Raw genomic sequence first — 20,420 nt, forward strand, 5'->3', positions numbered from 1 at the left:
TGCGTTGCCGGCCAGCGGCCGGCATTACCTGAGCAGGGCGGCCAGCGAAACGATGTTGGCCAGCACGCACAGCACGAACACCCCTTGGAACGCGGTCTTGCGGTGCTTGTGGCGGAACACGGACTGGCCCAGCAGCGCGCCTGGCCAGCCACCGGCGAAGGCCAGCAGCTGCAGGGTGCGTTCGGGCGTGCGCCAGGCGCCACGCTGCGCGGCGCGTTTGTCCAGGCCGTACAGCGCGAATGCCACCGCGCTGGTCAGTGCGTACCACGCCGCCGCCCACAGCGGGAGGAAGCCGGTGACCGTCATGGCGATCAGGGCGCCGGCTGCAGCCAGCGCGAGATAGCGCCGTGCGTGCGTCACAGCGTATCGAGGAAGTTGCCCACCGCCGGGCCGAAGCGCGCGAAATCGACCAGGAAGGCGTCGTGGCCCTGCGGCGAATCCAGGCCGATGAACTGCGCATCGGCGCCGCCGGCGCGCAGGCCATCGGCAATCTGCTGTTGCTGCTGCACCGGGAACAGGATGTCGGTGTTGGCGCCGATCGCCAGCGCCTTGTCGACGCGGATACGGGCCAGGCCGGCCAGCACATCGCCGTCGGCGTATTCGGCCAGGTCGAACCAGTCCATCGAGCGGCTCAGGTACAGGTAGCAGTTGGGGTCGAAGAAACGCACGAAACGACGTGCGTGGCCTTCCAGATAACTCTCCACCTGGAACTCCAGGCCGAACGGATCATCGTCGGCCTGGTCCGAATCCAGCCGCACGCGGCCGAAGCGGCCATCCCATTCCAATGCCGAACGGTAGGTGATCACGCCGAGCTTGCGCGCCATGCGCATGCCCGATTCGGGATAGCTGTCTTCGCTGTACTGGCCGGCATCCCAGCGCGGGTCGAGGCGGATCGCTTCGCGCTGCAGTGAGCGGATGGCGATGGAGAACGGCAGCGCCTGCGCGCTGCCGGAGATGTTGATGTGGCTGCGTGCGATGCCGGGTGCGAGCAGCAGCACGGCCAGCGCGGTCATGCCGCCCATCGAGTTGCCGATCACGCAGGCGAGCTGGCTGATGCCGAGCGCGCGCACGACGTCGATGGCCGCGTTGGCGCCATCTTCGATCGACAGTTCCGGGAAGTGCAGGCGGTAGGGCTGGCCGGTGGCCGGGTCGATGGTGGCCGGCCCGGTGGAGCCCTTGCAGCTGCCCAGCGAATTGACGCACACCACGAACCAGCGGTTGGTATCGATCGGCTTGCCCGGGCCGAGCATCGGCTCCCACCAGCCGGCGGCCGGGTTGTCCGTGTTGGCGGCGGCATGCGCGTCCGGCGACAGGCCGGTCACGAGCAGGATCGCATTGCCGGCCTGCGCATCCAGCGTGCCCCAGGTTTCATAGGCGACATGGGCGCCATGCAACTGGCCGCCGCGCTTGAACGCGAACGGCGAGGGCAGGGCGTGGTAGCGCGTGCCCGGTGGGATGAATTCAGTCATGCGGGCATTCTAGCTCGCCCGAATCGGTGCACGGTGCCGCTGGCGGCACGCTGTATCGCGGTGATCGCGCGATCAGGGCGACCCCAGCACCAGCTGCACCGGGGCGGCGTGGGGCAGCCGCACACGTACCGCAGGCGAGTCCAGGTCGCCTTCCTGGCGGGCGGCGTTGCCGGAGGCGGACAGCCGGGCGAACACCTCCACCTCGTCCAGCGCCGACAACGGCTGGGTCGGCATCGGGCTGTCCGCATCGTCCAGCGTGACCACCAGCGGCAGCGCATCGGCGCGGTGCTTTTCCACCGCCACCGGCATCGGTGGGCCGCCGGGGACGCGGGCGATGACGAACACGCTGGCATCGCCGTGCAGGCGCGCACGCGCGGCGAACTGCGGGTCGAGCATGACTTTGACGGTCAGGCCGGCGCGCGCTGCGCTGGCCTCGGTGGGGGCGGCAGCCGGCAGCCCGGCGCTGGCGCGGGCGATGGCGATCTGCTCGCGCAGGGCGTTGGCGGCACCCGGGTCCAGGCGCGGCAGCAGCGCCTCCCAGGTGGCGGCGGCGTCGGCATCCTGGCCGCGCTGGCGCTGCGCGATGCCGATCAGCCAACCGGCGCGCTCGCTGTCCGGCGCGAGCCGGTCGGCGTGGCGCAGCCAGGTGAGTGCGGTGTCGTCGAACCGTTTGTCGGGGTTGGCCTGGGCGCGTGCCTGCGCGGCTTCGACCAGCACCACCGGCTCATCCGGCGCCAGAGCGATGGCACGGGCGTAGGCGCGGTTGGCGGCGTCCAGATTGCCCAGCGCCAGCTGCGAACGCCCCAGCAGCGCCCAGCCGTCGGCGCGTTGCGGGTCGCGTGCCAGGGCCTGCTCCAGGTCCTGCACACCGTCGCGCAGCGTCGCCGGCGCGGCGCGCTGCGCCTCCTCGGCCGCCTGCGGTGTGCCCACCAGCAGATACAGCGACGCGCCGGCCACGCCCATTGCCAGCGCCCCACCGAGGAAGGGCCCGCGGCCGGTGCGGCGCAGGGGCCACAAGACCACCATCGCCATGATTGCCGCGACCAGCCCGGCCAGCACCATCAGCCACTCGCTCACCAGTGATCCTCGCGTTGTTCGATCGGCTGAAGGCGGCGGCCGCGCCGGCGCACCACCCACACCAGCACCCCGGCGCCGGCCAGCAGCGCGATCGGTGGGCCAAACCACAGCACTGCGTTGCGCGCGTCCATCGGGGGGCGGTACAGCACGAAGCTGCCGTAGCGCTCGACCAGGAACTGTTTGATCTGGGCGTCGTCGCGGCCCTGCTGCATCAGCGCCAATACTTCACGGCGCAGATCATGGGCAATCTGTGCATCCGAATCGGCCAACGACTGGTTCTGGCACTGCACGCAGCGCAGCTCGGCGGTGAGCGCATGGAAGCGCGCTTCCTCGGCGGCGTTGCGGTACTGCAGCGGGGTGGGGTCGGACACGGCCTGCGCCAGCGCCGCAAACGGCGCCAGCAGCGCCAGCAGCGCCAGCGCGAGCAGCGCGGCGCGTGCCCGCGCGCGCGGGTTACGGTGCGGCCGGCAGATGATTCTGGGCATCGGCATTGGCGCGCTCCACCTTGTCCAGTTCGGGGATCAGCTGGGTATCGATCACGCGCTGGCTCAGCGCGCCGCTGTACTTCCAGCGCACCACGCCGCTGGCGTCAACCAGGAAGGTTTCCGGCGCGGCGGTCACGCCCCAGTCGATGGCGGTGCGGCCTTCGACGTCGCTCAGCACCAGCACGAACGGGTTGCCGAGCTGCTCCAGCCAGCGCAGAGCATCGGCCGGTTCGTCCTTCCAGTTGTAGCCGATCACGCGCACGCGCTTGGTTTCGGCGAACCGGGTCAGCACCGGGTGTTCCTCGCGGCAGGCCGCGCACCAGCTGCCCCACACGTTGAGCACGTAGGGCGCGCCGCGTAGCTCGGTGCTGCTCACGGTAATGGTGGGATCGTGCAGCACCGGCAGCTGGAACGCAGGGGCGGGCTTGCCGAGCAGAGCAGAGGGCAGCACATCGCGGTCGGGATCGCCGGACTTCATCACGCTGTACACCATCAGACCCAGCAGCCCGAAGAAGAACAGCACGCCGATCACGATCGCAACCGGCGGCAGCGGGCGGGACGGGGTGGGGCGGGGATCGGACATGGGAACTCCTACGGGCGACGGAAACGGCGGTCGGCGGCGGTGACGAAGCCACCCAGGGCCATCAGCAGCGCGCCCAGCCAGATCCAGCGGACGAACGGTTTGATGTGCACGCGCACGGCCCACGCATTGTTGCCCAGCGGCTCGCCCAGCGCCACGTACACATCGCCGCGGATGCGGGCATGGATGCCGGCTTCGGTCATGACCTGGCCGCCGCTGGCATAGGCGCGTTTTTCCGGATGCAGCAGGGCCAGTTCGCGGCCGTCGCGCAGTACGCGTACGTGGCCGCGGTCGGCGCTGTAGTTGGGGCCCTGCAGATGGTCCACGCCTTCGAAGTGCAGCTCATAGCCGCCTACCTCCAATGCCTGCCCCGGTGCCAGCGCCACTTCGCGCTGCACGTTGAGCGCTTCCACCAGCAGTGCGCCGGCCAGGAACACGGCCACGCCGCCGTGCGCCAGCAGCATGCCGACCATCTCGGCGTTGAAGCGGCCGTTGCCGCGCAGCCGGGTCCAGACGAAACGCGCGGTGCCCAGCGCCACCCAGGCTGCGGCGGCCACGCCGGCAGCGGTTTTGAGCGCGCCCTGCGGGGCCATGAAGTAGGCGATGACGCCAAGCAGCAGCGACAGCCCGGCCCACGGGGCGAGCATTGCAAGCGAGCGCGAGGCCTGGTCGCGCTGCCAGTTCACCAGCGGCCCGAACGGCAGCAGCGCCACCAGCGGCGCCATCAGCACCACGAACAGGGTGCCGAAGTACGGCGGGCCGACCGACACTTTGCCCAGGCCGAGCGCATCGGCCAGCAGCGGGTACAGGGTGCCGAGCAGGACCATGCCGCAGGCGGCGGCCAGCAGCAGGTTGTTGGCCAGCAGCAGGGTCTCGCGCGAGGTGGGCATGAACCCGCGGCGCGGGTCGTCGTTGCCCAGTGCACCGGCACGCAGCGCGTACAGCAGCAGCGCACCACCCACCACCAGCGCCAGGAACACCAGGATGAAGGTGCCGCGCGAGGGATCGGCCGCGAACGAGTGCACGCTGGTGAGCACACCCGAGCGGACCAGGAAGGTGCCGAGCAGTGACAGTGCGAATGCGGCGATGGCCAGCAGCAACGTCCAGCTGGCGAAGCTGCCGCGCTTCTCGGTGACCGCCTGCGAATGGATCAGGGCGGCACCGGCCAGCCACGGCAGGAAACTGGCGTTCTCCACCGGGTCCCAGAACCACCAGCCGCCCCAGCCCAGTTCGTAGTACGCCCACCAGCTGCCCAGTGCGATGCCGAGCGTCAGAAAGCCCCAGGCCACGTTGGTCCACGGCCGGGTCCAGCGCAGCCAGCGTGCATCCACGCGCCCTTCCAGCAGCGCGGCGATGGCGAAGGCGAACGGCACGGCGAAGCCGACGTAGCCCAGGTACAGCATCGGCGGATGGATGATCAGCCCGGGATCCTGCAGCAGCGGATTCAGGTCGCGTCCTTCCAGCGGCGCCGGCAGCAGCCGCGCGAACGGATTGGAGGTGAAGATCAGGAAGGCCAGGAAGCCGATGCTGATGATGCCGAGTACACCGAGGACGCGGGCACGCACCTCCGGGGGCAGCCGCCTGGACCACAACGCGACCGCGCCGCTCCACAGCGCGAGGACCAGCGCCCACAGCAGCAGCGAGCCTTCATGCGCGCCCCATACCGCCGAGTAGCGGTAGGCCATCGGCAGCAGCGAATTGGAGTTCTCGGCGACGTAGCGCACCGAGAAGTCCTGGACCACGAAGGCGACGGTGAGCACGGCGAACGCGCCCAGCAGCAGTGCCAGCTGGGCGAAGGCCGCCGGCCGCGCCACCGCCATCCAGGCCTGTTGGCCGCGCTGGGCACCCCACAGCGGCAGCACGGCCTGCAGCAGGGCCATCAGCAGTGCGCTCACCAGCAGAACCTGCCCCAGTTCGGGCAGCACTCAGCGGGTCTCCGCAGCGGGCATGGTCACGTCGTGCTTGGTGTGCGCCTGGCCCATCTTGTCGGCCACTTCCTTGGGGATGTAGTTCTCGTCGTGCTTGGCCAGCACTTCATCGGCGATGAAGCGGCCGTCCTGCAGGCGGCCGCTGGCCACCACGGCGGTCCCTTCGCGGAACATGTCCGGCAGGATGCGCGAGGTGGTCACCGGAAGCACGGCATCGCCGTCGGTCACCACGAAATGGGCATCGAGCGAACCGGATGCGCGCTCGAACGACCCCTTGACCACCATGCCGCCGAGCCGGAAGCGCGACTGCGCATCGACATCGCCGCGCAGCACTTCGGAGGGCGTGTAGAGATAGGCGATGTTCCGCTGCAGCGCGAAGGCCACCAGCGTGGTTGCCAACCCCGAGGCGAGCAGCAGCAGCAGCACCCAGACCATGCGACGACGCTGCGACGGGGTCATCGGGTGAGCTCCGTGGCCAGCGGCGTGTCGGGGAGCGCCTTGGCGCGCGCCTGCAACCGCTGCTGGCGCCGCAGCGCCTGCCGCCGGGCCGCGCGCAGGCGCAGCCAGGAGCCCAGCGCGTCGCTGCCCAGCACCAGGACGAACACCGCGTAGGCGGCGATGATGAAGGGGACGTGCGTCATCGCGGCAGTTCCTCGGACGTGGCCGGCGCGGTGCCGCCGAAGCGCTCCCCGACCCAGGCCTTGCCGGCTTCGCGCGTGAGGTTGTCGGCGCGCGCCTTGGCCAGCAGCGAGCCGACGAACCAGAGTTTGGTGGCGACCACCATCCACCACAGCGGAGCGATCAGTTCTTCGCGCACCGCGTTGGTACCGAATACGTTGATCGACTGGCGCTGGTGCAGGCCACCGAACCAGTCCACCGAATAGCGGATCACCGGCAGCAACCCGACACCGACGATGGCCAGCAGCCCGGCCGCGCGTGCGGCGCTGCGGCGGTCGTCAATGGCGTGGTACAGACCGATCACGCCCAGGTACAGGAACAGCAGGATCAGCTCGCTGGTCAGGCGCGGGTCCCAGTCCCACCAGCCGCCCCAGGTGCCTTTGCCCCAGATGCTGCCGGTGAGCAGGGTGATCAGGGTGAAGCCGGCGCCCATCGGCGCGCAGGCCATCGCCAGGATTTCGCAGATCTTGATCCGCCAGACCAGGGCGATGACCGCGTAGAAGGCCATCAGCGCGAACACGAACAGGCTCATCCACGCGCTGGGCACGTGGATGTAGATGATCCGGAAGGCGTCGTTCTGGGTCTGCTCGGCAGGCACCACGAACAGGCCCTGCCACATGCCGAGCAGCAGCACCGGCACCGCGGCGACATAGAAGATGCGCGACCACCGCGTGGCGAAGCGGTCGAAGGTGGGCGGTGAACCGAGTTGGTGGAACCAGCGGACTATCGGGTGCATGCGGCAGTGGCTATCCAACGAAGGGCGACGATCCAACGGACGTGGAGTGGCTCGTTAAACGATGACACTGGAACGGTGGCACGGGAACAGCAACTCAACTCAGCGAGATCCGGATGGCGGCAGCGGTCGCCAGCGGCGCCAGCACCAGTGCAACCACCAGCCCGGCGGCCAGCAGCAGCAGCGCACCGACCGGATCCTGCCCGCGCGCTGCGGCGCCGACACTGCCCGCACCGAACACCAGCACCGGTACGTACAACGGCAAGGCCAGCAACGCCACGAGAATACCAGAGCGCCGGATGCTCACCGTCAGCGCGGCGACCACGCCACCGATCAGACTCAGCACCGGCGTTCCCAGCAGCAACGATGCCAGCAGGATCGGTAGTTGGTCATGTGGCACGTGCAGCATTTCCGCCAGCAGCGGCGTGATGGCGATCAGCGGCAGCGCGGTGGTGGCCCAGTGCAGCAGCACCCGCACCAGCACCAGCCACGCCAGCGGGACCGGTGCCAGTAGCCATTGCTCCAGCGATCCGTCCTCGGCATCGCTGCGGAACAGCGAATCCAGCGCCAGCTGGCCGGCCAGCAGAACCGCCAGCCACAGCACCGCCGCGCCGACCTGGCCCATCACCGATGACTCGCGGCCGAGCGCGAGCGCGAACAGCACCACCACCAGCAGCGCGAACAGCAGCGGTTGCAGTGCGTCGCCACGGCGGCGCCAGAGCAGGCGCAGGTCGCGTCCGGCCAGGGCGCGGGCGGTCTGCCACAGGCCCGGTTCGGTGCCCGGCGCGATCATGCGGCACCGCCGGCGGCGACCGGGGCCTGCCCGGCAGGCGTCAGGTCGATCAACCGGGTACGTACCGGCGGGGCGGCGTAGGCGCCGTGGGTGGTGACCAGGGCGGCCCCACCGCTGCGCAGGTGCGCGGAAATCATGCGGTTCACCAGGTTGATGCCGTCCAGGTCGAGATTGGCGTAGGGCTCGTCGAGCAGCCACAGCGGGGCCGGCGACAGCCAGACCCGGGCCAGGGCCAGGCGACGCTTCTGACCGGCCGAGAGCTGGCGGACCAGGGTGTCCTCATAGCCGGCGAGGCCGACGATGGCCAGCGCATTGCCGGGCATCTGGCGCGCGCGTCGGCCATGCAGGCCGCACAGGAAATGCAGGTTCTCCAGCGTGTCCAGGTCCGGTTTGAGCGCGGGCAGGTGGCTCAGGTACGCCACATACTGCGACCGTTCCTTGTGACCGGCCACGCGGCCATCGATCTGCACCTGGCCGCTGTCGGCGCGCAGCAGCCCGGCCAGCACGCGCAGCAGGGTGGTCTTGCCGGCGCCGTTGTCGCCCTGCACCAGCAGAGCTTCACCGGCATCGATATGGAAGTCGAGCGGCCCGAAGACGGGTTCATCGTTGCGACTGAAGCCAAGGCCTTGCGCGGCCAGCAACGGAGGAGCGTTCAAGGGGCTCAGGCTTCACACCGGGAAAGGGCCGCCATTGTAGCGGGGGTGGGGCGGTGCAGTGGAGGCAGGGCGGGCCGTCATGGCTGCGGACGTTTTGCGTACACTGGTCTTTCCCCCCCTTTCTTCTTCTTTGCCGATGCAACCCCAGACCAAGCTCCCCAAGGTGGGCACCACCATCTTCACCGTGATGTCGCAGCTGGCCGCCGAGCACGGCGCCGTGAACCTGGGGCAGGGGTTTCCGGACTTCTCCGCGCCGCAGCGCCTGATCGATGAAACGGTCAAGGCCATGCACGGCGGGCTGAACCAGTACCCGCCGATGACCGGCGTGGCACCGCTGCGCCAGGCCATCGCGCAGAAGTCGCTGGATCTGTACGGCGCGCAGGTCGATCCGGACTCCGAGATCACCGTGACCAGCGGCGCCACCGAGGCGATCTTCAACGCCATCCACGCCGTGGTGCGCCCGGGCGAAGAGGTGATCGTGCTCGATCCGGCGTATGACTGCTACGAGCCGGCGATCGAGCTGGCCGGTGCGGTGGCCGTGCACGTGCCGCTGGACCCGCAGACGTTCGCGGTGGACTGGGACCGTGTGCGCGCGGCGATCACCCCGCGCACCCGCCTGCTGATGGTCAACACCCCGCACAACCCGTCCGGCGCGATGCTGACCGCCGATGACATGCAGGCGCTGGCGGATGTGCTGCGCGGCACCGGCATCTACCTGATCTCCGATGAGGTGTACGAACACATCATCTACGACGGCCGCCGCCATGAATCGGCGCTGCGCTACCCCGAGCTGCGCGAACGCGCCTTCGTGATTTCCAGCTTCGGCAAGACCTACCACTGCACCGGCTGGAAGATCGGCTATGCCATCGCCCCGCCGGCAATGAGCGGCGAGTTCCGCAAGGTGCACCAGTACAACACCTTCACCAGCTTCGGCCCGGCGCAGTACGGCTTTGCCGCGATGATCCGTGACGAGCCCGAACACCACCTGGAACTGGGCGCGTTCTACCAGGCCAAGCGCGACCGCTTCCGTGCGCAGCTGCTGACCACCCGCCTGACCCCGCTGCCGGTGCCGGGCGGCTACTTCCAGCTGGTCGACTATTCGGCCATCAGCGATCTGCCCGACCACGAATTCGTGAAGTGGCTGACCATCGAGAAGGGCGTGGCCGCCATTCCGCTGTCGCCGTTCTACGAGACCGCGCCGGAAGGCCAGCGCCTGGTGCGGCTGTGCTTTGCCAAGAACGACGCCACGCTGGACGCGGCGATCGCGCGCCTGCAGGTGCTGTGATGAGCGCCGCCGAACGTCCCGATCTGCGTATCAGCCTGGTCCAGGGCGACACCCGCTGGCACGATCCGGCCGGCAACCGCGCGCACTACGGTGCGCTGCTGGCACCGCTGGCCGGGCAGACCGATCTGGTGATCCTGCCGGAAACCTTCACCAGCGGTTTCTCCAACGACGCCATCGACAAGGCCGAGGGCATGGATGGCCCCACCGTCACCTGGCTCCGCGAGCAGGCGGCGCGGCTGGGTGCGGCCGTCACCGGCAGCGTGCAGCTGCGGGTGGGGGAGGGCGTGTTCAACCGGCTGCTGTGGGCCACCCCCGAGGGTGACCTGCAGTACTACGACAAGCGTCATCTGTTCCGTTACGGCGGCGAGCACCTGCGCTACGCCGCCGGCGATGCGCGTCTGAGCGTGGACTGGAAGGGCTGGCGGATCAATCCGCAGGTCTGCTACGACCTGCGCTTCCCGGTGTTCTGCCGCAACCGCTACAACGTGGAACGTGCCGACGACCTGGATTTCGATCTGCAGATCTTCGTCGCCAACTGGCCTTCGGCGCGCGCCTACCCGTGGCGCACGCTGCTGCGTGCCCGTGCGATCGAGAACCTGTGCTACGTGGCGGCGGTCAACCGGGTCGGCATCGACGGCAACGACCTGCACTACGCCGGCGACAGCGCGGTGATCGATTTCCTCGGCCAGCCGCAGGTGGAGATCCGCGAACGCGAGCAGGTGGTCACCACCACCATCTCGGCGGCCGCGCTGGCCGCGCACCGCGCGCGTTTCCCGGCGATGCTGGACGCCGACAGCTTCGACCTGCACAGCCGCCCATAACGCCGGCCGCTGGCCGGCATGCAGAACCGGTAGTGCCGGCCGCTGGCCGGCATGCAGCACCGGTAGTGCCGGCCGCTGGCCGGCTCCACGCACGCCATGCAGCACCCCGGACGCCGCCGGCCGCTGGCCGGCTCCACGCACGCCATGCAGCACCCATGCAGCCGGCCAGCGGCCGGCACTACTGAACGGTTGCCGCACGCGGGTGGGCGGCCTCATGCGGGCGCGACGCGCACGCTGCTAGATTCGGGGCCGTTCCCTTCCGCATGAGTGCACTGCAATGAAGACGCTTTCCCTGGCACTGATCGCGCTGGCCAGCCTGGGCGCGGTTCCCGCCGCGCAGGCCGCCGGCAACATCGACTGCGAGCTGCACTACAACCTGGCCGGCTGGTCGGTGCTGTACAAGACCGCATCCGGCACCGGCACCATCACCTGCGACAACGGCGCGCGCATCCCGGTCAAGATCACCGCCAAGGGCGGCGGGCTGACGGTAGGCAAGTCCAAGATCGTGGATGGCAAGGGCAAGTTCTCCGGCGCGTACTCGCTCAATGACCTGCTCGGCTCGTACGCCTCGGTCGAAGCGCACGCCGGCGCGGACAAATCCAGCAACGCGCAGGTGATGACCAAGGGCGATGTCTCGCTGGCCCTGGCCGGCACCGGCAAGGGCTGGGATCTGGGCGTGGGCGTGGGCCGCTTCACCATCGAGCGCCGCTGACCGCACCCCGGCAGCGCCCGGTGCTGCCAGCAGCGGCACGCCAACGAAAAACCCCGGCCTGAGCCGGGGTTTTTTGTGTGCTGCGATTCAGCGATCAGCCGCCGCGCGGGCCGCCGCCACGGTGGCCACCGCCACCGGGACCACGGCTGCCGCCGGGACGTGCGCCACCCGGACGACCACCGGGGCCACCCGGGCCACGGTTGCCGCCCGGGCCGCCGGGGCCGCGATTGCCGCCGGGACCGCCGGGGCCGCGTGCACCGGGGCCACCCGGACCACGGTTGCCACCCGGGCCACCCGGGCCGCGATTGCTGGCCGGACGCGCGCTGCCGTACGGGCTGGCGCCCGGATTGGCGTGGTCGGACGGGAAGCTGGGCGCATTGCCCGGATGGCCGTACGGGTGGCGCGACGCGCCCTGACCGCCCTGGCCACCACGGTTGCCGCCACCGCCGCCGGCCGGACGGCCCTGGCCGCCGAAGCCACCGCGGTTCTCGCCACCGAAGCCGCCACGGCCTTCGCCACGGCCTTCACCGCCGAAGCCGCCGCGACCCTGGCCGCCTGCGCCGCCCGGGCCCTTCGGCTTGCCGTAGGGACGCCCCTGGCCACCGGCACCGGCGCCGGCACCCGGACCGCGTGCACCGGGACCACGGGCAGCGCCCGGGCCGGCATTGCGGTGGTTGCTCGGACCGGTGCTGACACCGTCCGGCACGTACCAGCTGCGGAATGCGGCCGGGTTGCCTTCCGGCAGGGCGCGGTTGCCCTTGTCCGGACGCTGCTTGAACGGACGCTGCGACTGCTTGGCCGCCGCTTCACCGCTGACCGTCAGGCCACCCTTGAAGCCGCCGCCCTTGCCGCCGCGACCACGGCCGCGCTCTTCGCGGACGTTGTCGAAACGACGCAGCTCGCGGCCTTCATCGGCCTGGTTGTGGCCGTTGACGTAGGCATTGCCGCGGCCACCTTCGCGCGACACGCGCACGGTGGTCTTGGCGGCACGACGCTGGCCGATCACCGGCTGCAGGGTCAGCGCCGACGGCGCGCCTTCTTCCAGCTTCAGTTCGGCACGCAGCGCTTCGACCTGCTTGGCCGGCAGTTCAACCGACTGGCCACGCAGCAGTTCGCGCGGCAGGCTGACCTTGCCGTAGCGGGTGCGCTTGAGGCGGCTGACCTGGCAGCCCTGCGATTCCCACAGGCGGCGCACTTCGCGGTTGCGGCCTTCCTTGACGACCACGCGGAACCAGTCGTGCGAGTCGGTGCCGCCGATGCGTTCGATCTCGTCGAACTTGGCCGGGCCGTCTTCCAGCGCCACGCCGCGGGCGAGGCGGTCGACGATGCTGTCCGGCACTTTTTCTTCGCCTTCCGGTGCACGCACGCGCACGACGTACTCGCGTTCCACCTCGTAGGAGGGGTGCATCATCGCGTTGGCGAGTTCACCGTCGGTGGTCGCCAGCAGCAGGCCGGTGGTGTTGATATCCAGGCGGCCGATCGCGATCCAGCGCGCGCCCTTCAGGGCCGGCAGCGCTTCGAACACGGTCGGGCGACCTTCGGGATCTTCGCGCGTGGTCACTTCGCCTTCCGGCTTGTTGTACGCCAGCACGCGCGAGGTCTCGGTCAGCGCGGTGGCGACGAAGCCACGGCCATCCAGTTCGACCTTGTCGCCGCTCTTGATCGACTGACCGGTCTGGGCGACTTCGCCGTTGACCTTGACCAGACCATCGGCAATGCGCTGTTCCAGCGCGCGGCGTGAACCGAGACCGGCCTGCGCCAGCACCTTGTGCAGGCGCTCTTCGAGCTTGGGCTGTTCGGTGTCGGTTTCGCGCTTGAGCGAAAGCTTGTTCAACGACAGCTTGCGGGGGGTGTCACTCATTTACTTGGCTCCGGCCGGCGACGGTTTCGTCGGCCTCTGGTTCGGGATCGGCTTCGTCAACAGCCACGGTCGTCGTCGCGACGGCGTTGTCTTCGGTTTCGTTCTGGTGCGCCGCGCGCTCTCCCGGCGCGGTAACGGGTTCGCCATCGCTGGCGGTCGTATCAGCGTCGTCGTCGCGGAGCGGCAACGGCGCATGGGATGAGGTGGTGCCGGCATCCGCATCGGCGGAGGCCTCGCTATTGTCCTGATCTGCGGGCTGATCCGCCAGTCGGGCGGCTGCCAGCGCAGCGCGGGCGGCGGCCCGGGCGGCGGCCGGATCGAGGTCCTGCGCCGGCACCGGATCGGATGCCGGAGGCGGGGCCTCGTCGGCGTCCGGGTCGGCGTCCGGTTCCGCGTCGTCCTCGCCCGTCGCCGGCGGCGGGGTGCCGTCGTCGTTGGCGGCGTCGCTGTCCAGGTCGCTGTCCGGGCTGGCGGCACCGGCGGCCAGGCGACCGGCCGGCTGGCCATCGCTGTCCAGCGGCAGCTGCGGTTCCAGCTCGCCCAGGTCGCGCAGTTCGGACAGCGGCGGCAGTTCATCCAGGCGCTTGAGCCCGAAGTAGTCCAGGAAGCCCTTGGTGGTGCCGAACAGCGCCGGGCGCCCGGGGACGTCGCGGTGGCCGATCACGCGGATCCATTCGCGTTCTTCCAGTGCCTGGATGATGTTGCTGCTGACCGCCACGCCGCGCACCTGCTCGATCTCGCCGCGGGTGATCGGCTGGCGATAGGCGATCAGTGCCAGCGTTTCCAGGGTGGCGCGGGTGTAACGGGTCTTGCGCTCGGTCCACAGCCGGGTGATGTAGCCGTGGACCTCGTTGGTGACCTGGAAGCGGAAGCCCGAGGCAACCTCGACCAGCTCCACGCCGCGTCCGCCGCAGCCTTCGCGCAGCAGTTCCAGGGCGCGTTCGACGCTGCCCGGGGGCGCCGGTTCCTCGTCGGGGAACAGGCCCTGCAACTGCGCCAGCGTCAGCGGCTGGCTGGATGCCAGCAGCGCGCCTTCGACAATACGGTTGATCAGCGGTTGATCCATGCGTGGGTCGGGTGCTCAGTCGGATTCGTTGGCGGCGTCGTTGTCGTCGAACTCGCTGTTGAACTGCAGCGGTTCGTTGGTATTGCCGGCGGCCAGGGACTTGACGTAGATCGGCGCCAGCGGAGCTTCCTGGACAATGTCCAGCAGCTGTTCCTTGGCCAGTTCCAGCAGGGCCAGGAAGGTCACCAGCACCCCCAGCTTGCCTTCTTCGGCAGTGAACAGCGATTCAAACCGGTAGAACCGGCCATCTTCCAGACGGCCCAGCACGTCGCCCATCCGTTGCCGCACGCTCAGCGCCTCGCGCTTGATCGCATGGCCGGTGAACAGCTCGGCGCGCTTGAGCACGTCGTGCAGCGCCATCAGCATTTCCTTCAGGTCCACCGGCGGCGGCAGCTTGACGGCCGCGCGGTCGGGAACGAAGGCATGCGCCAGACTGGTGTCGCGATCCTGCCGGGGCAGGGCGTCGATGTCCTCGGCGGCCTGCTTGAAACGTTCGTACTCCTGCAGCCGGCGCACCAGCTCCGCGCGCGGGTCGGCTTCATCGCCTTCCACGCTCGGCGGCCGCGGCAGCAGCATCCGCGACTTCACTTCGGCCAGGATCGCCGCCATCACCAGGTACTCGGCCGCCAGTTCGAAGCGCAGCTCCTGCATGACGTTGATGTACTCGACGTACTGGCGGGTGATCTCGGCAACCGGGATGTCCAGGATGTCCAGATTCTGCCGGCGGATCAGGTACAGCAGCAGGTCCAGCGGACCCTCGAAGGCATCCAGGATGACTTCCAGCGCGTCCGGTGGGATGTACAGGTCCTGCGGAATCTGCAGGACCGGTTGCCCATGCACCACGGCCAGCGGCATTTCCTGCTGCTGTGGGGCGGTCGGCCGGATTTGCGGGTTCGCGTCGAGCGCGAGTTCGGAAGTCATCAAGTTGACGTCAGTATTGCAACGGACCGGTCGCCGCACCGTGCCGGCCGCTGGAAAACCAGGGGGCAGGGTGGCAGGCCAAGGCACGCCGCTGTCGGCGCGATTCCACACTTCAAACAGCAAGGCGCGCCGCGATGGGCAGCGACAGAACTACGGGGAGGTCGTCTACGTGCGCTGGTGTGGGGCAGTGGGTCGGTCGACACAGGGCCAGAAAAGCCGGGGGTCGACGGGCCGCTGCATCCAGCCACGTGCAATGGGAACAAGAGTACGGCTTTGCACCGGCAGTGTCCAGCGAGCCGGGCTAGAATCCTCCCGTTTGTTTATATGAGTCTCGGGAGTTGCCTGTGTGGTATGTGATTGAAGGCTATGACGGCGCGGCCGTCCTGCCCGCCCGCCAGTCGGCGCGGCCGGCCCATCTGGCGCGTCTGCAGGCCCTGCAGGACGAAGGGCGCCTGCTGCTGGCCGGCCCGTGCCCGGCCATCGACAGCGAAGATCCCGGCCCGGCCGGCTTCAGCGGCAGCGTGGTGATCGCCGCATTCGACTCCCTGGAACAGGCCCGTGCCTGGGCCGATGCCGACCCGTACGTGGCGGCCGGGGTGTACGAGCGGGTCCAGGTGCGCCCGTTCCGCAAGGTGCTGCCATGAGCAACGCCGAGCGCGTCGAGCGCATCCGCGCGGCCCTGCAGCAGGCCTTTGCCCCCGAGCACCTGGTGGTGGAGGACGACAGCCACCGCCATGCCGGCCACGCCGGCGCGCGCGACGGCCGCGGCCACTTCAATGTGCAGGTGGTGAGCGCGGCGTTTGCGGGAATGGCGCCGTTGGCGCGCCACCGGGCCGTCTATGCGGCGGTCGGGACCATGATGGAGACCGATATCCACGCCCTGTCCATCGACGCCCGCAGTCCGACCGAAAACCGCTGAAACCCTTGTCCCGTCTTGTCCTGGCGAGTCCTGGAAGGACCCGCCGTGGACAGCAATCTGTTACCGCCGTGAGACATGAGGCTAACGTAGTGTTTACATTCAGGATTGAAAACGCTTACATTCCGCGCCAAGCCCAGATCTCTAAGCCGTGGAGGGCGGCGAGGTGAACAAGGCAGCCATCACAATCAAAGATGTTGCTCGCGAAGCCCGGGTCTCCGTGGCCACGGTCTCGCGTGCCCTGAACGGTCATGAAAATGTCGCCGAGCCCGTGCGCAAGCTGGTGCTGGAGGTCGCTGCGCGTCTGCGCTACACCCCGCACGCGGCGGCCCGCAGCCTGAGCAGCCGGCGCACCAACACCATCGGTGTGGTGCTGCCCGACCTGTACGGCGAGTTCTTCTCCGAGCTGATGCGTGGCATCGACAACGTGGCCCGTGCGCGCCGCCAGCACCTGCTGGTGTCCAGCTACCACGGCGACCAGGAACAGCAGGGGGCCGCGCTGCGCGCCATGCGCGGACGGGTGGACGGCCTGCTGGTGCTGTCGCCGTACGCCGAAAGCCCCGGCTTCCTGACCGACAACCTGCCGCAGTCGCTGCCCACGGTACTGATCAATACCTATCTGCCCGAGCAGGATCATCCGGTGCTGAGCATCGATGACCATGCCGGTGCGATGGCCATGACCCGCCACCTGCTGGAGGTGGGGCATCGCCGTATCGCGTTCATTTCCGGTCCGGATCTCAACTACGACGCCCGTGAGCGCCTGCGCGGTTTCCGCGATGCGCTGGCGGCATTCGGCGATGCTGCCGACGGCATCGAGTTGCCCGGTGACTTTGACGAAGCTTCCGGCCATCGAGCCGGACAGGAGTTGCTGGCAGCCGGCACGCTGCCCGATGCGGTGTTCGCCGCCAACGACATGATGGCGCTGGGGTGTCTGTACGCCTTCGCGCAGGCGGGCATCCGTGTTCCGCTCGATGTCGCACTGGCGGGTTTCGATGACATTCCGCTGGCACGTTTCGTTCACCCGTCGTTGACGACGATGCAGGTGAGTATCGCCGACCTCGGCGATAGAGCCGCGACGCGCCTGTTGCAGTTGATGGATGGCAACAACACGGAAGGGGCCGGTGACAAGCAGACGCTGGTGCCGACCCTGATCGTGCGTGATTCAAGCAAGCCCAGAAGCGAGCTGTAGTTCACGACCGTTGGTCGTGACGCATTCAAACAACGCTGTAAAAAACAATACAGGGGCCGCAATGACGGCCACCACCACCCGGAGAGTTACATGACGTATTCCAATCACCGCAATCGCGCGCCGGCCCGTCGCCTGCTGACCACCGCGTTGGTCAGCTGCCTGATGCTGGGCGCTGCGCCGGACCTGATGGCGCAGTCGGCCAACGCCTCGCTGCGTGGCCAGGTTGCACAGGCCGAGGCCGGCACCGAAGTCACCGCCACCAACGTCGCCACCGGCACCGTGCGTCGCGGCACCATCCGTGCCGATGGCAGCTACTCGCTGATGGGCCTGGACCCGGGCACCTATGACGTCGTGGCCAACGGCCAGACCCAGAAAGTGACGGTGACCGTGGCATCGACCGCGACGCTGAACTTCAGCGGCGCGCCGGCCAACGGCAGCACCGCCAACGCCACCAACCTGGACACGGTCAACGTGATTGCGCCGACCCTGCTGCAGGAAGTGCGTACTTCCGAAGTGGGCAAGACCGTCAGCCTGCAGCAGATCCAGACCACCCCGCAGGTGTCGCGCAACTTCCTGGAATTCGCCGACGCGGTCCCGGGCCTGATCTTCACCCGTGATGCCAAGGGCAACACCTCGCTGCGCGGCGGTGCCACCAACTCCGACGGTACCAACGTGTACATCGACGGCGTGGGCCAGAAGAGCTACGTCAAGGGCGGCGGCGTGGCCGGCCAGTCCGGCAGCGCCGGCAACCCGTTCCCGCAGCTGGCGATCGGTGAATACAAGGTCATCAGCGGCAACTACAAGGCCGAGTACGGCCAGGTCTCCAGCGCGGCCGTGACCGCGGCGACCAAGTCCGGTACCAACGAGTTCAAGGGTGAAACCTTCTACCGTTACACCAACGAGGACATGCGCGCCAAGACCCCGGCCGAGCGCCAGGGTGGCAACGACAAGATGGTCTCGGCCGAGAAGGAATACGGCTTCGCACTGGGTGGCCCGATCATCCAGGACAAGGCGCACTTCTTCGTGACCTATGAAGCCAAGCGCTTCGACCTGCCGGTCACCATCGCGCCGGACGGCGCGGTCACCAATGCTGCCAGCCTGCTGCCGCCCGCTGGTGCCGCCGGCCTCGGCCCGGCCAGCCAGCCGTTCCAGCAGGACCTGATCTTCGGCAAGATCGACTTCGAGCCGACCGACAACGATCGCATCGAGCTGACCTTCCAGGACCGCGATGAAACCCAGTCGCAGTTCAGCGGCCAGACCTCGCCGGAAGCCGGCCGTGAAGTGGTCAACACCGACCGTCGTTACGCCCTGCGCTGGAACCACAGCGGCGAGCGTTACTACAACGAAATGATGGTCACCCATGAAGATTCGTTCAACAACCCGACCCCGCTGACCCTGGCCAACGGCATCACCTACACCGCACCGGACGGCACCGAAGACCGCACCGTGGTGAAGATCGGTGGCGCATCGGCGCTGGATTCGCAGGTGAAGGGCCAGAAGGGCTGGTCGATCGAAGACAACCTGACCCTGGACGGCATCCAATGGATGGGCGACCACACCATCAAGATGGGTGCGAAGTACAAGCAGATCGACCTGTACGCCTCCGACGCCGCGCAGATCAACCCGACCTTCACCTACAGCCTGGGCGATCCGGACTTCCCGGATTCCATCCCGTACAAGGCACAGTTCGTCAAGCCGGTGACCGGCGTGTCGGGCGTGTCGGGCGAAGTGCGTTCGAAGTCCAAGCAGATCGGCCTGTTCATCCAGGACGACTGGCAGGTCAACGACCACCTGCAGCTCAACCTGGGCCTGCGCTGGGACTACGAGAAGACCCCGACCTACCTGGACTTCGTGACCCCGCAGCAGGTGGTCGACGCGATCTACTCGCAGGACCCGCGGGCTCCCGCCGGCCAGACCTACGCCGATTCGCTGGCGCTGGGCGGTCTGGACATCAGCGACTACATCAGCACCGGCAAGAACCGCAAGGCATTCAAGGATGCCTGGCAGCCGCGCCTGGGCTTCTCGTATGACATCAACGCCGACGAGCAGCACGTGATCCACGGTGGTGCCGGCCGTTCGTACGATCGCGACCTGTTCGACAACCTGCAGCTGGAAACCACCAAGCTGGCACTGCCGCAGCCGACCATCTACTTCCGCAACCCGGCCACCGGCACCTGCATCAACGGTCAGGCCGCCTGCTATGACTGGAACCCGAACCTGCTCAACGGCATCGGCAACCTGCAGACCCTGGTCGGTTCGACCAGCAATGCCGGTCTGGAAGTGGACCTGCTGAACAACAATCTGAAGGCTCCGTACTCGGATCAGTTCAGCCTGGGCATGAGCAACCAGATCGGTGACTGGCTGACCGACGCCACGATCGCCCGCACGCTGAGCTACGACGGCTTCGCGTTCACCCTGGGCAACCGCTACCCGACCGGCCAGTTCTTCGATGACCCGCGTCTGTGCGGCGGTACCGACCCGGGCCTGAGCCAGGCCTGGAGCTGCAACGTGCCGGGCTTCGGCAGCCTGATCATCGGCCAGCAGGGCATCAAGACCCGTGCCACCCAGGTCCTGCTGTCGGCGCAGAAGCCGTTCACCCAGGAAAGCGGCTGGGGTACCTCGATCGCCTACACCTGGACCACCGCGCGCCACAACCGCGACATCAATGAGAAGTACGCGTTCGACCGCGGCCTGATCGCTGATTACCCGACCATCCGTTCCAACGGCGCGCCGCGCCACCGTCTGGTGGTCACCGGTTCGTACGCAGGCTTCTGGGGCATCACCTTCGGTGGCAAGATCACCCTGGCCACCCCGACCGCCGTCAACGACTGGTACCCGGTGCCGCAGGCCAATGGCTTCAACCTGCCGACCCCGCAGGCCGCCGTGCCCAACGCCAATGGCAAGTTCCTGCTGGGCGGCAAGGTCTTCGGCTACCGTTCGGTCGATCTGCAGGCGACGAAGACGTTCAAGATGCCGGGCGATACCGAGCTGTACGCTCGCCTGGACATCATCAACGTGTTCAATTTCGACAACTTCTCCAACTACAACTACATCAAGACCAACGGCAAGCTGCAGGCCAGCTACAACGAGACCGGCGAGATCATTGGTACGCCGCGTCAGGTCAAGGCAGAAGTCGGCTTCCGCTTCTGATCGCATCACCCGGCATCGCCTTCGCAGGCGATGCCGGGGCAGCACCGGCGGGCGGCTCTGGGCGAGCAGGGGAACGGCGAAGAGATTGTCCCTCCGCGAT

At 68.4% G+C, this 20,420-nt stretch carries 21 protein-coding genes; 7 read left to right on the forward strand and 14 right to left on the reverse strand.

Annotation, left to right across the window (positions count from 1 at the left end):
• Positions 1 to 24: 24 nt before the first annotated feature.
• From ACO6VK_RS17110 to ccmA, 11 genes are all read right to left on the reverse strand, one after another.
• Positions 25 to 306: a DUF1294 domain-containing protein gene (locus tag ACO6VK_RS17110; protein ID WP_422509242.1), complete on the reverse strand. Its 282-nt coding sequence runs from the start codon at positions 304 to 306 to the stop codon at positions 25 to 27.
• 50 nt (positions 307 to 356) lie between these two features.
• Entirely contained in the window at positions 357 to 1,469 is a 1,113-nt protein-coding gene (metX, locus tag ACO6VK_RS17115; RefSeq protein WP_422509211.1) for a homoserine O-acetyltransferase MetX, read from the reverse strand.
• 72 nt (positions 1,470 to 1,541) lie between these two features.
• Positions 1,542 to 2,531 carry a tetratricopeptide repeat protein gene (locus ACO6VK_RS17120; RefSeq protein ID WP_422509244.1) on the reverse strand — a complete coding sequence of 330 codons (990 nt, stop codon included), beginning with the start codon at positions 2,529 to 2,531 and terminating at the stop codon, positions 1,542 to 1,544.
• 11 nt (positions 2,532 to 2,542) lie between these two features.
• On the reverse strand, positions 2,543 to 3,031 hold the full coding sequence (locus ACO6VK_RS17125) for a cytochrome c-type biogenesis protein (RefSeq protein WP_422509246.1): 489 nt from the start codon (positions 3,029 to 3,031) through the stop codon (positions 2,543 to 2,545).
• Positions 3,000 to 3,614, reverse strand: coding sequence for a DsbE family thiol:disulfide interchange protein (locus ACO6VK_RS17130; RefSeq protein ID WP_422509213.1), 615 nt, complete (start codon positions 3,612 to 3,614; stop codon positions 3,000 to 3,002). Before ACO6VK_RS17130 ends, ACO6VK_RS17125 begins: the two co-directional genes overlap by 32 nt.
• An 8-nt stretch (positions 3,615 to 3,622) precedes the next feature.
• Complete coding sequence (locus tag ACO6VK_RS17135) at positions 3,623 to 5,536, reverse strand: heme lyase CcmF/NrfE family subunit (protein ID WP_422509215.1); 1,914 nt, start codon at positions 5,534 to 5,536, stop codon at positions 3,623 to 3,625.
• Entirely contained in the window at positions 5,537 to 5,998 is a 462-nt protein-coding gene (ccmE, locus tag ACO6VK_RS17140; protein ID WP_422509217.1) for a cytochrome c maturation protein CcmE, read from the reverse strand. It lies immediately after the preceding gene.
• Entirely contained in the window at positions 5,995 to 6,180 is a 186-nt protein-coding gene (gene ccmD / locus ACO6VK_RS17145) for a heme exporter protein CcmD (protein WP_422509218.1), read from the reverse strand. The genes ccmE and ccmD overlap by 4 nt, the downstream gene beginning before the upstream one ends.
• Positions 6,177 to 6,953: a heme ABC transporter permease CcmC gene (gene ccmC, locus ACO6VK_RS17150; protein WP_422509220.1), complete on the reverse strand. Its 777-nt coding sequence runs from the start codon at positions 6,951 to 6,953 to the stop codon at positions 6,177 to 6,179. The genes ccmD and ccmC overlap by 4 nt, the downstream gene beginning before the upstream one ends.
• Before the next feature lie 94 nt (positions 6,954 to 7,047).
• Entirely contained in the window at positions 7,048 to 7,743 is a 696-nt protein-coding gene (gene ccmB / locus ACO6VK_RS17155; protein ID WP_422509222.1) for a heme exporter protein CcmB, read from the reverse strand.
• Positions 7,740 to 8,399 carry a heme ABC exporter ATP-binding protein CcmA gene (gene ccmA, locus ACO6VK_RS17160; RefSeq protein WP_422509224.1) on the reverse strand — a complete coding sequence of 220 codons (660 nt, stop codon included), beginning with the start codon at positions 8,397 to 8,399 and terminating at the stop codon, positions 7,740 to 7,742. Before ccmA ends, ccmB begins: the two co-directional genes overlap by 4 nt.
• A gap of 136 nt (positions 8,400 to 8,535) precedes the next feature.
• Here ccmA and ACO6VK_RS17165 point away from each other — a divergent pair, with 136 nt between their 5' ends.
• The 3 genes from ACO6VK_RS17165 to ACO6VK_RS17175 all read left to right on the forward strand — a co-directional run bounded on the left by ACO6VK_RS17165 (position 8,536) and on the right by ACO6VK_RS17175 (position 11,217).
• On the forward strand, positions 8,536 to 9,684 hold the full coding sequence (locus ACO6VK_RS17165) for a pyridoxal phosphate-dependent aminotransferase (RefSeq protein ID WP_422509226.1): 1,149 nt from the start codon (positions 8,536 to 8,538) through the stop codon (positions 9,682 to 9,684).
• A complete protein-coding gene (locus ACO6VK_RS17170) occupies positions 9,684 to 10,505 on the forward strand; it encodes an amidohydrolase (protein ID WP_422509228.1) in 822 nt (273 codons plus the stop codon). The genes ACO6VK_RS17165 and ACO6VK_RS17170 overlap by 1 nt, the downstream gene beginning before the upstream one ends.
• Before the next feature lie 277 nt (positions 10,506 to 10,782).
• Positions 10,783 to 11,217 (forward strand): hypothetical protein, encoded by a 435-nt coding sequence (locus ACO6VK_RS17175; RefSeq protein ID WP_422509230.1) that lies wholly within the window; start codon positions 10,783 to 10,785, stop codon positions 11,215 to 11,217.
• Positions 11,218 to 11,311: 94 nt separating this feature from the next.
• Here the strand turns inward: ACO6VK_RS17175 and ACO6VK_RS17180 are convergent, their stop codons facing one another.
• From ACO6VK_RS17180 to ACO6VK_RS17190, 3 genes are read right to left on the reverse strand one after another with little or no spacing between them, the layout of a single operon-like run.
• On the reverse strand, positions 11,312 to 13,078 hold the full coding sequence (locus tag ACO6VK_RS17180; RefSeq protein WP_422509232.1) for a pseudouridine synthase: 1,767 nt from the start codon (positions 13,076 to 13,078) through the stop codon (positions 11,312 to 11,314).
• Positions 13,071 to 14,144: an SMC-Scp complex subunit ScpB gene (gene scpB, locus ACO6VK_RS17185; RefSeq protein WP_422509234.1), complete on the reverse strand. Its 1,074-nt coding sequence runs from the start codon at positions 14,142 to 14,144 to the stop codon at positions 13,071 to 13,073. The genes ACO6VK_RS17180 and scpB overlap by 8 nt, the downstream gene beginning before the upstream one ends.
• Before the next feature lie 15 nt (positions 14,145 to 14,159).
• Entirely contained in the window at positions 14,160 to 15,065 is a 906-nt protein-coding gene (locus ACO6VK_RS17190) for a segregation and condensation protein A (protein WP_017357401.1), read from the reverse strand.
• A gap of 344 nt (positions 15,066 to 15,409) precedes the next feature.
• Here ACO6VK_RS17190 and ACO6VK_RS17195 point away from each other — a divergent pair, with 344 nt between their 5' ends.
• From ACO6VK_RS17195 to ACO6VK_RS17210, 4 genes are all read left to right on the forward strand, one after another.
• A complete protein-coding gene (locus ACO6VK_RS17195; RefSeq protein WP_411852679.1) occupies positions 15,410 to 15,709 on the forward strand; it encodes a YciI family protein in 300 nt (99 codons plus the stop codon).
• On the forward strand, positions 15,706 to 15,984 hold the full coding sequence (locus tag ACO6VK_RS17200; RefSeq protein ID WP_422509236.1) for a BolA family protein: 279 nt from the start codon (positions 15,706 to 15,708) through the stop codon (positions 15,982 to 15,984). Before ACO6VK_RS17195 ends, ACO6VK_RS17200 begins: the two co-directional genes overlap by 4 nt.
• Before the next feature lie 148 nt (positions 15,985 to 16,132).
• Entirely contained in the window at positions 16,133 to 17,170 is a 1,038-nt protein-coding gene (locus ACO6VK_RS17205) for a LacI family DNA-binding transcriptional regulator (protein ID WP_422509238.1), read from the forward strand.
• A 90-nt stretch (positions 17,171 to 17,260) separates the two neighbouring features.
• A complete protein-coding gene (locus ACO6VK_RS17210; RefSeq protein ID WP_422509240.1) occupies positions 17,261 to 20,320 on the forward strand; it encodes a TonB-dependent receptor in 3,060 nt (1,019 codons plus the stop codon).
• Positions 20,321 to 20,420: the final 100 nt, after the last annotated feature.

The sequence above is a fragment of the Stenotrophomonas sp. GZD-301 genome (assembly GCF_049310345.1).
Taxonomy (GTDB): Bacteria; Pseudomonadota; Gammaproteobacteria; order Xanthomonadales; family Xanthomonadaceae; genus Stenotrophomonas.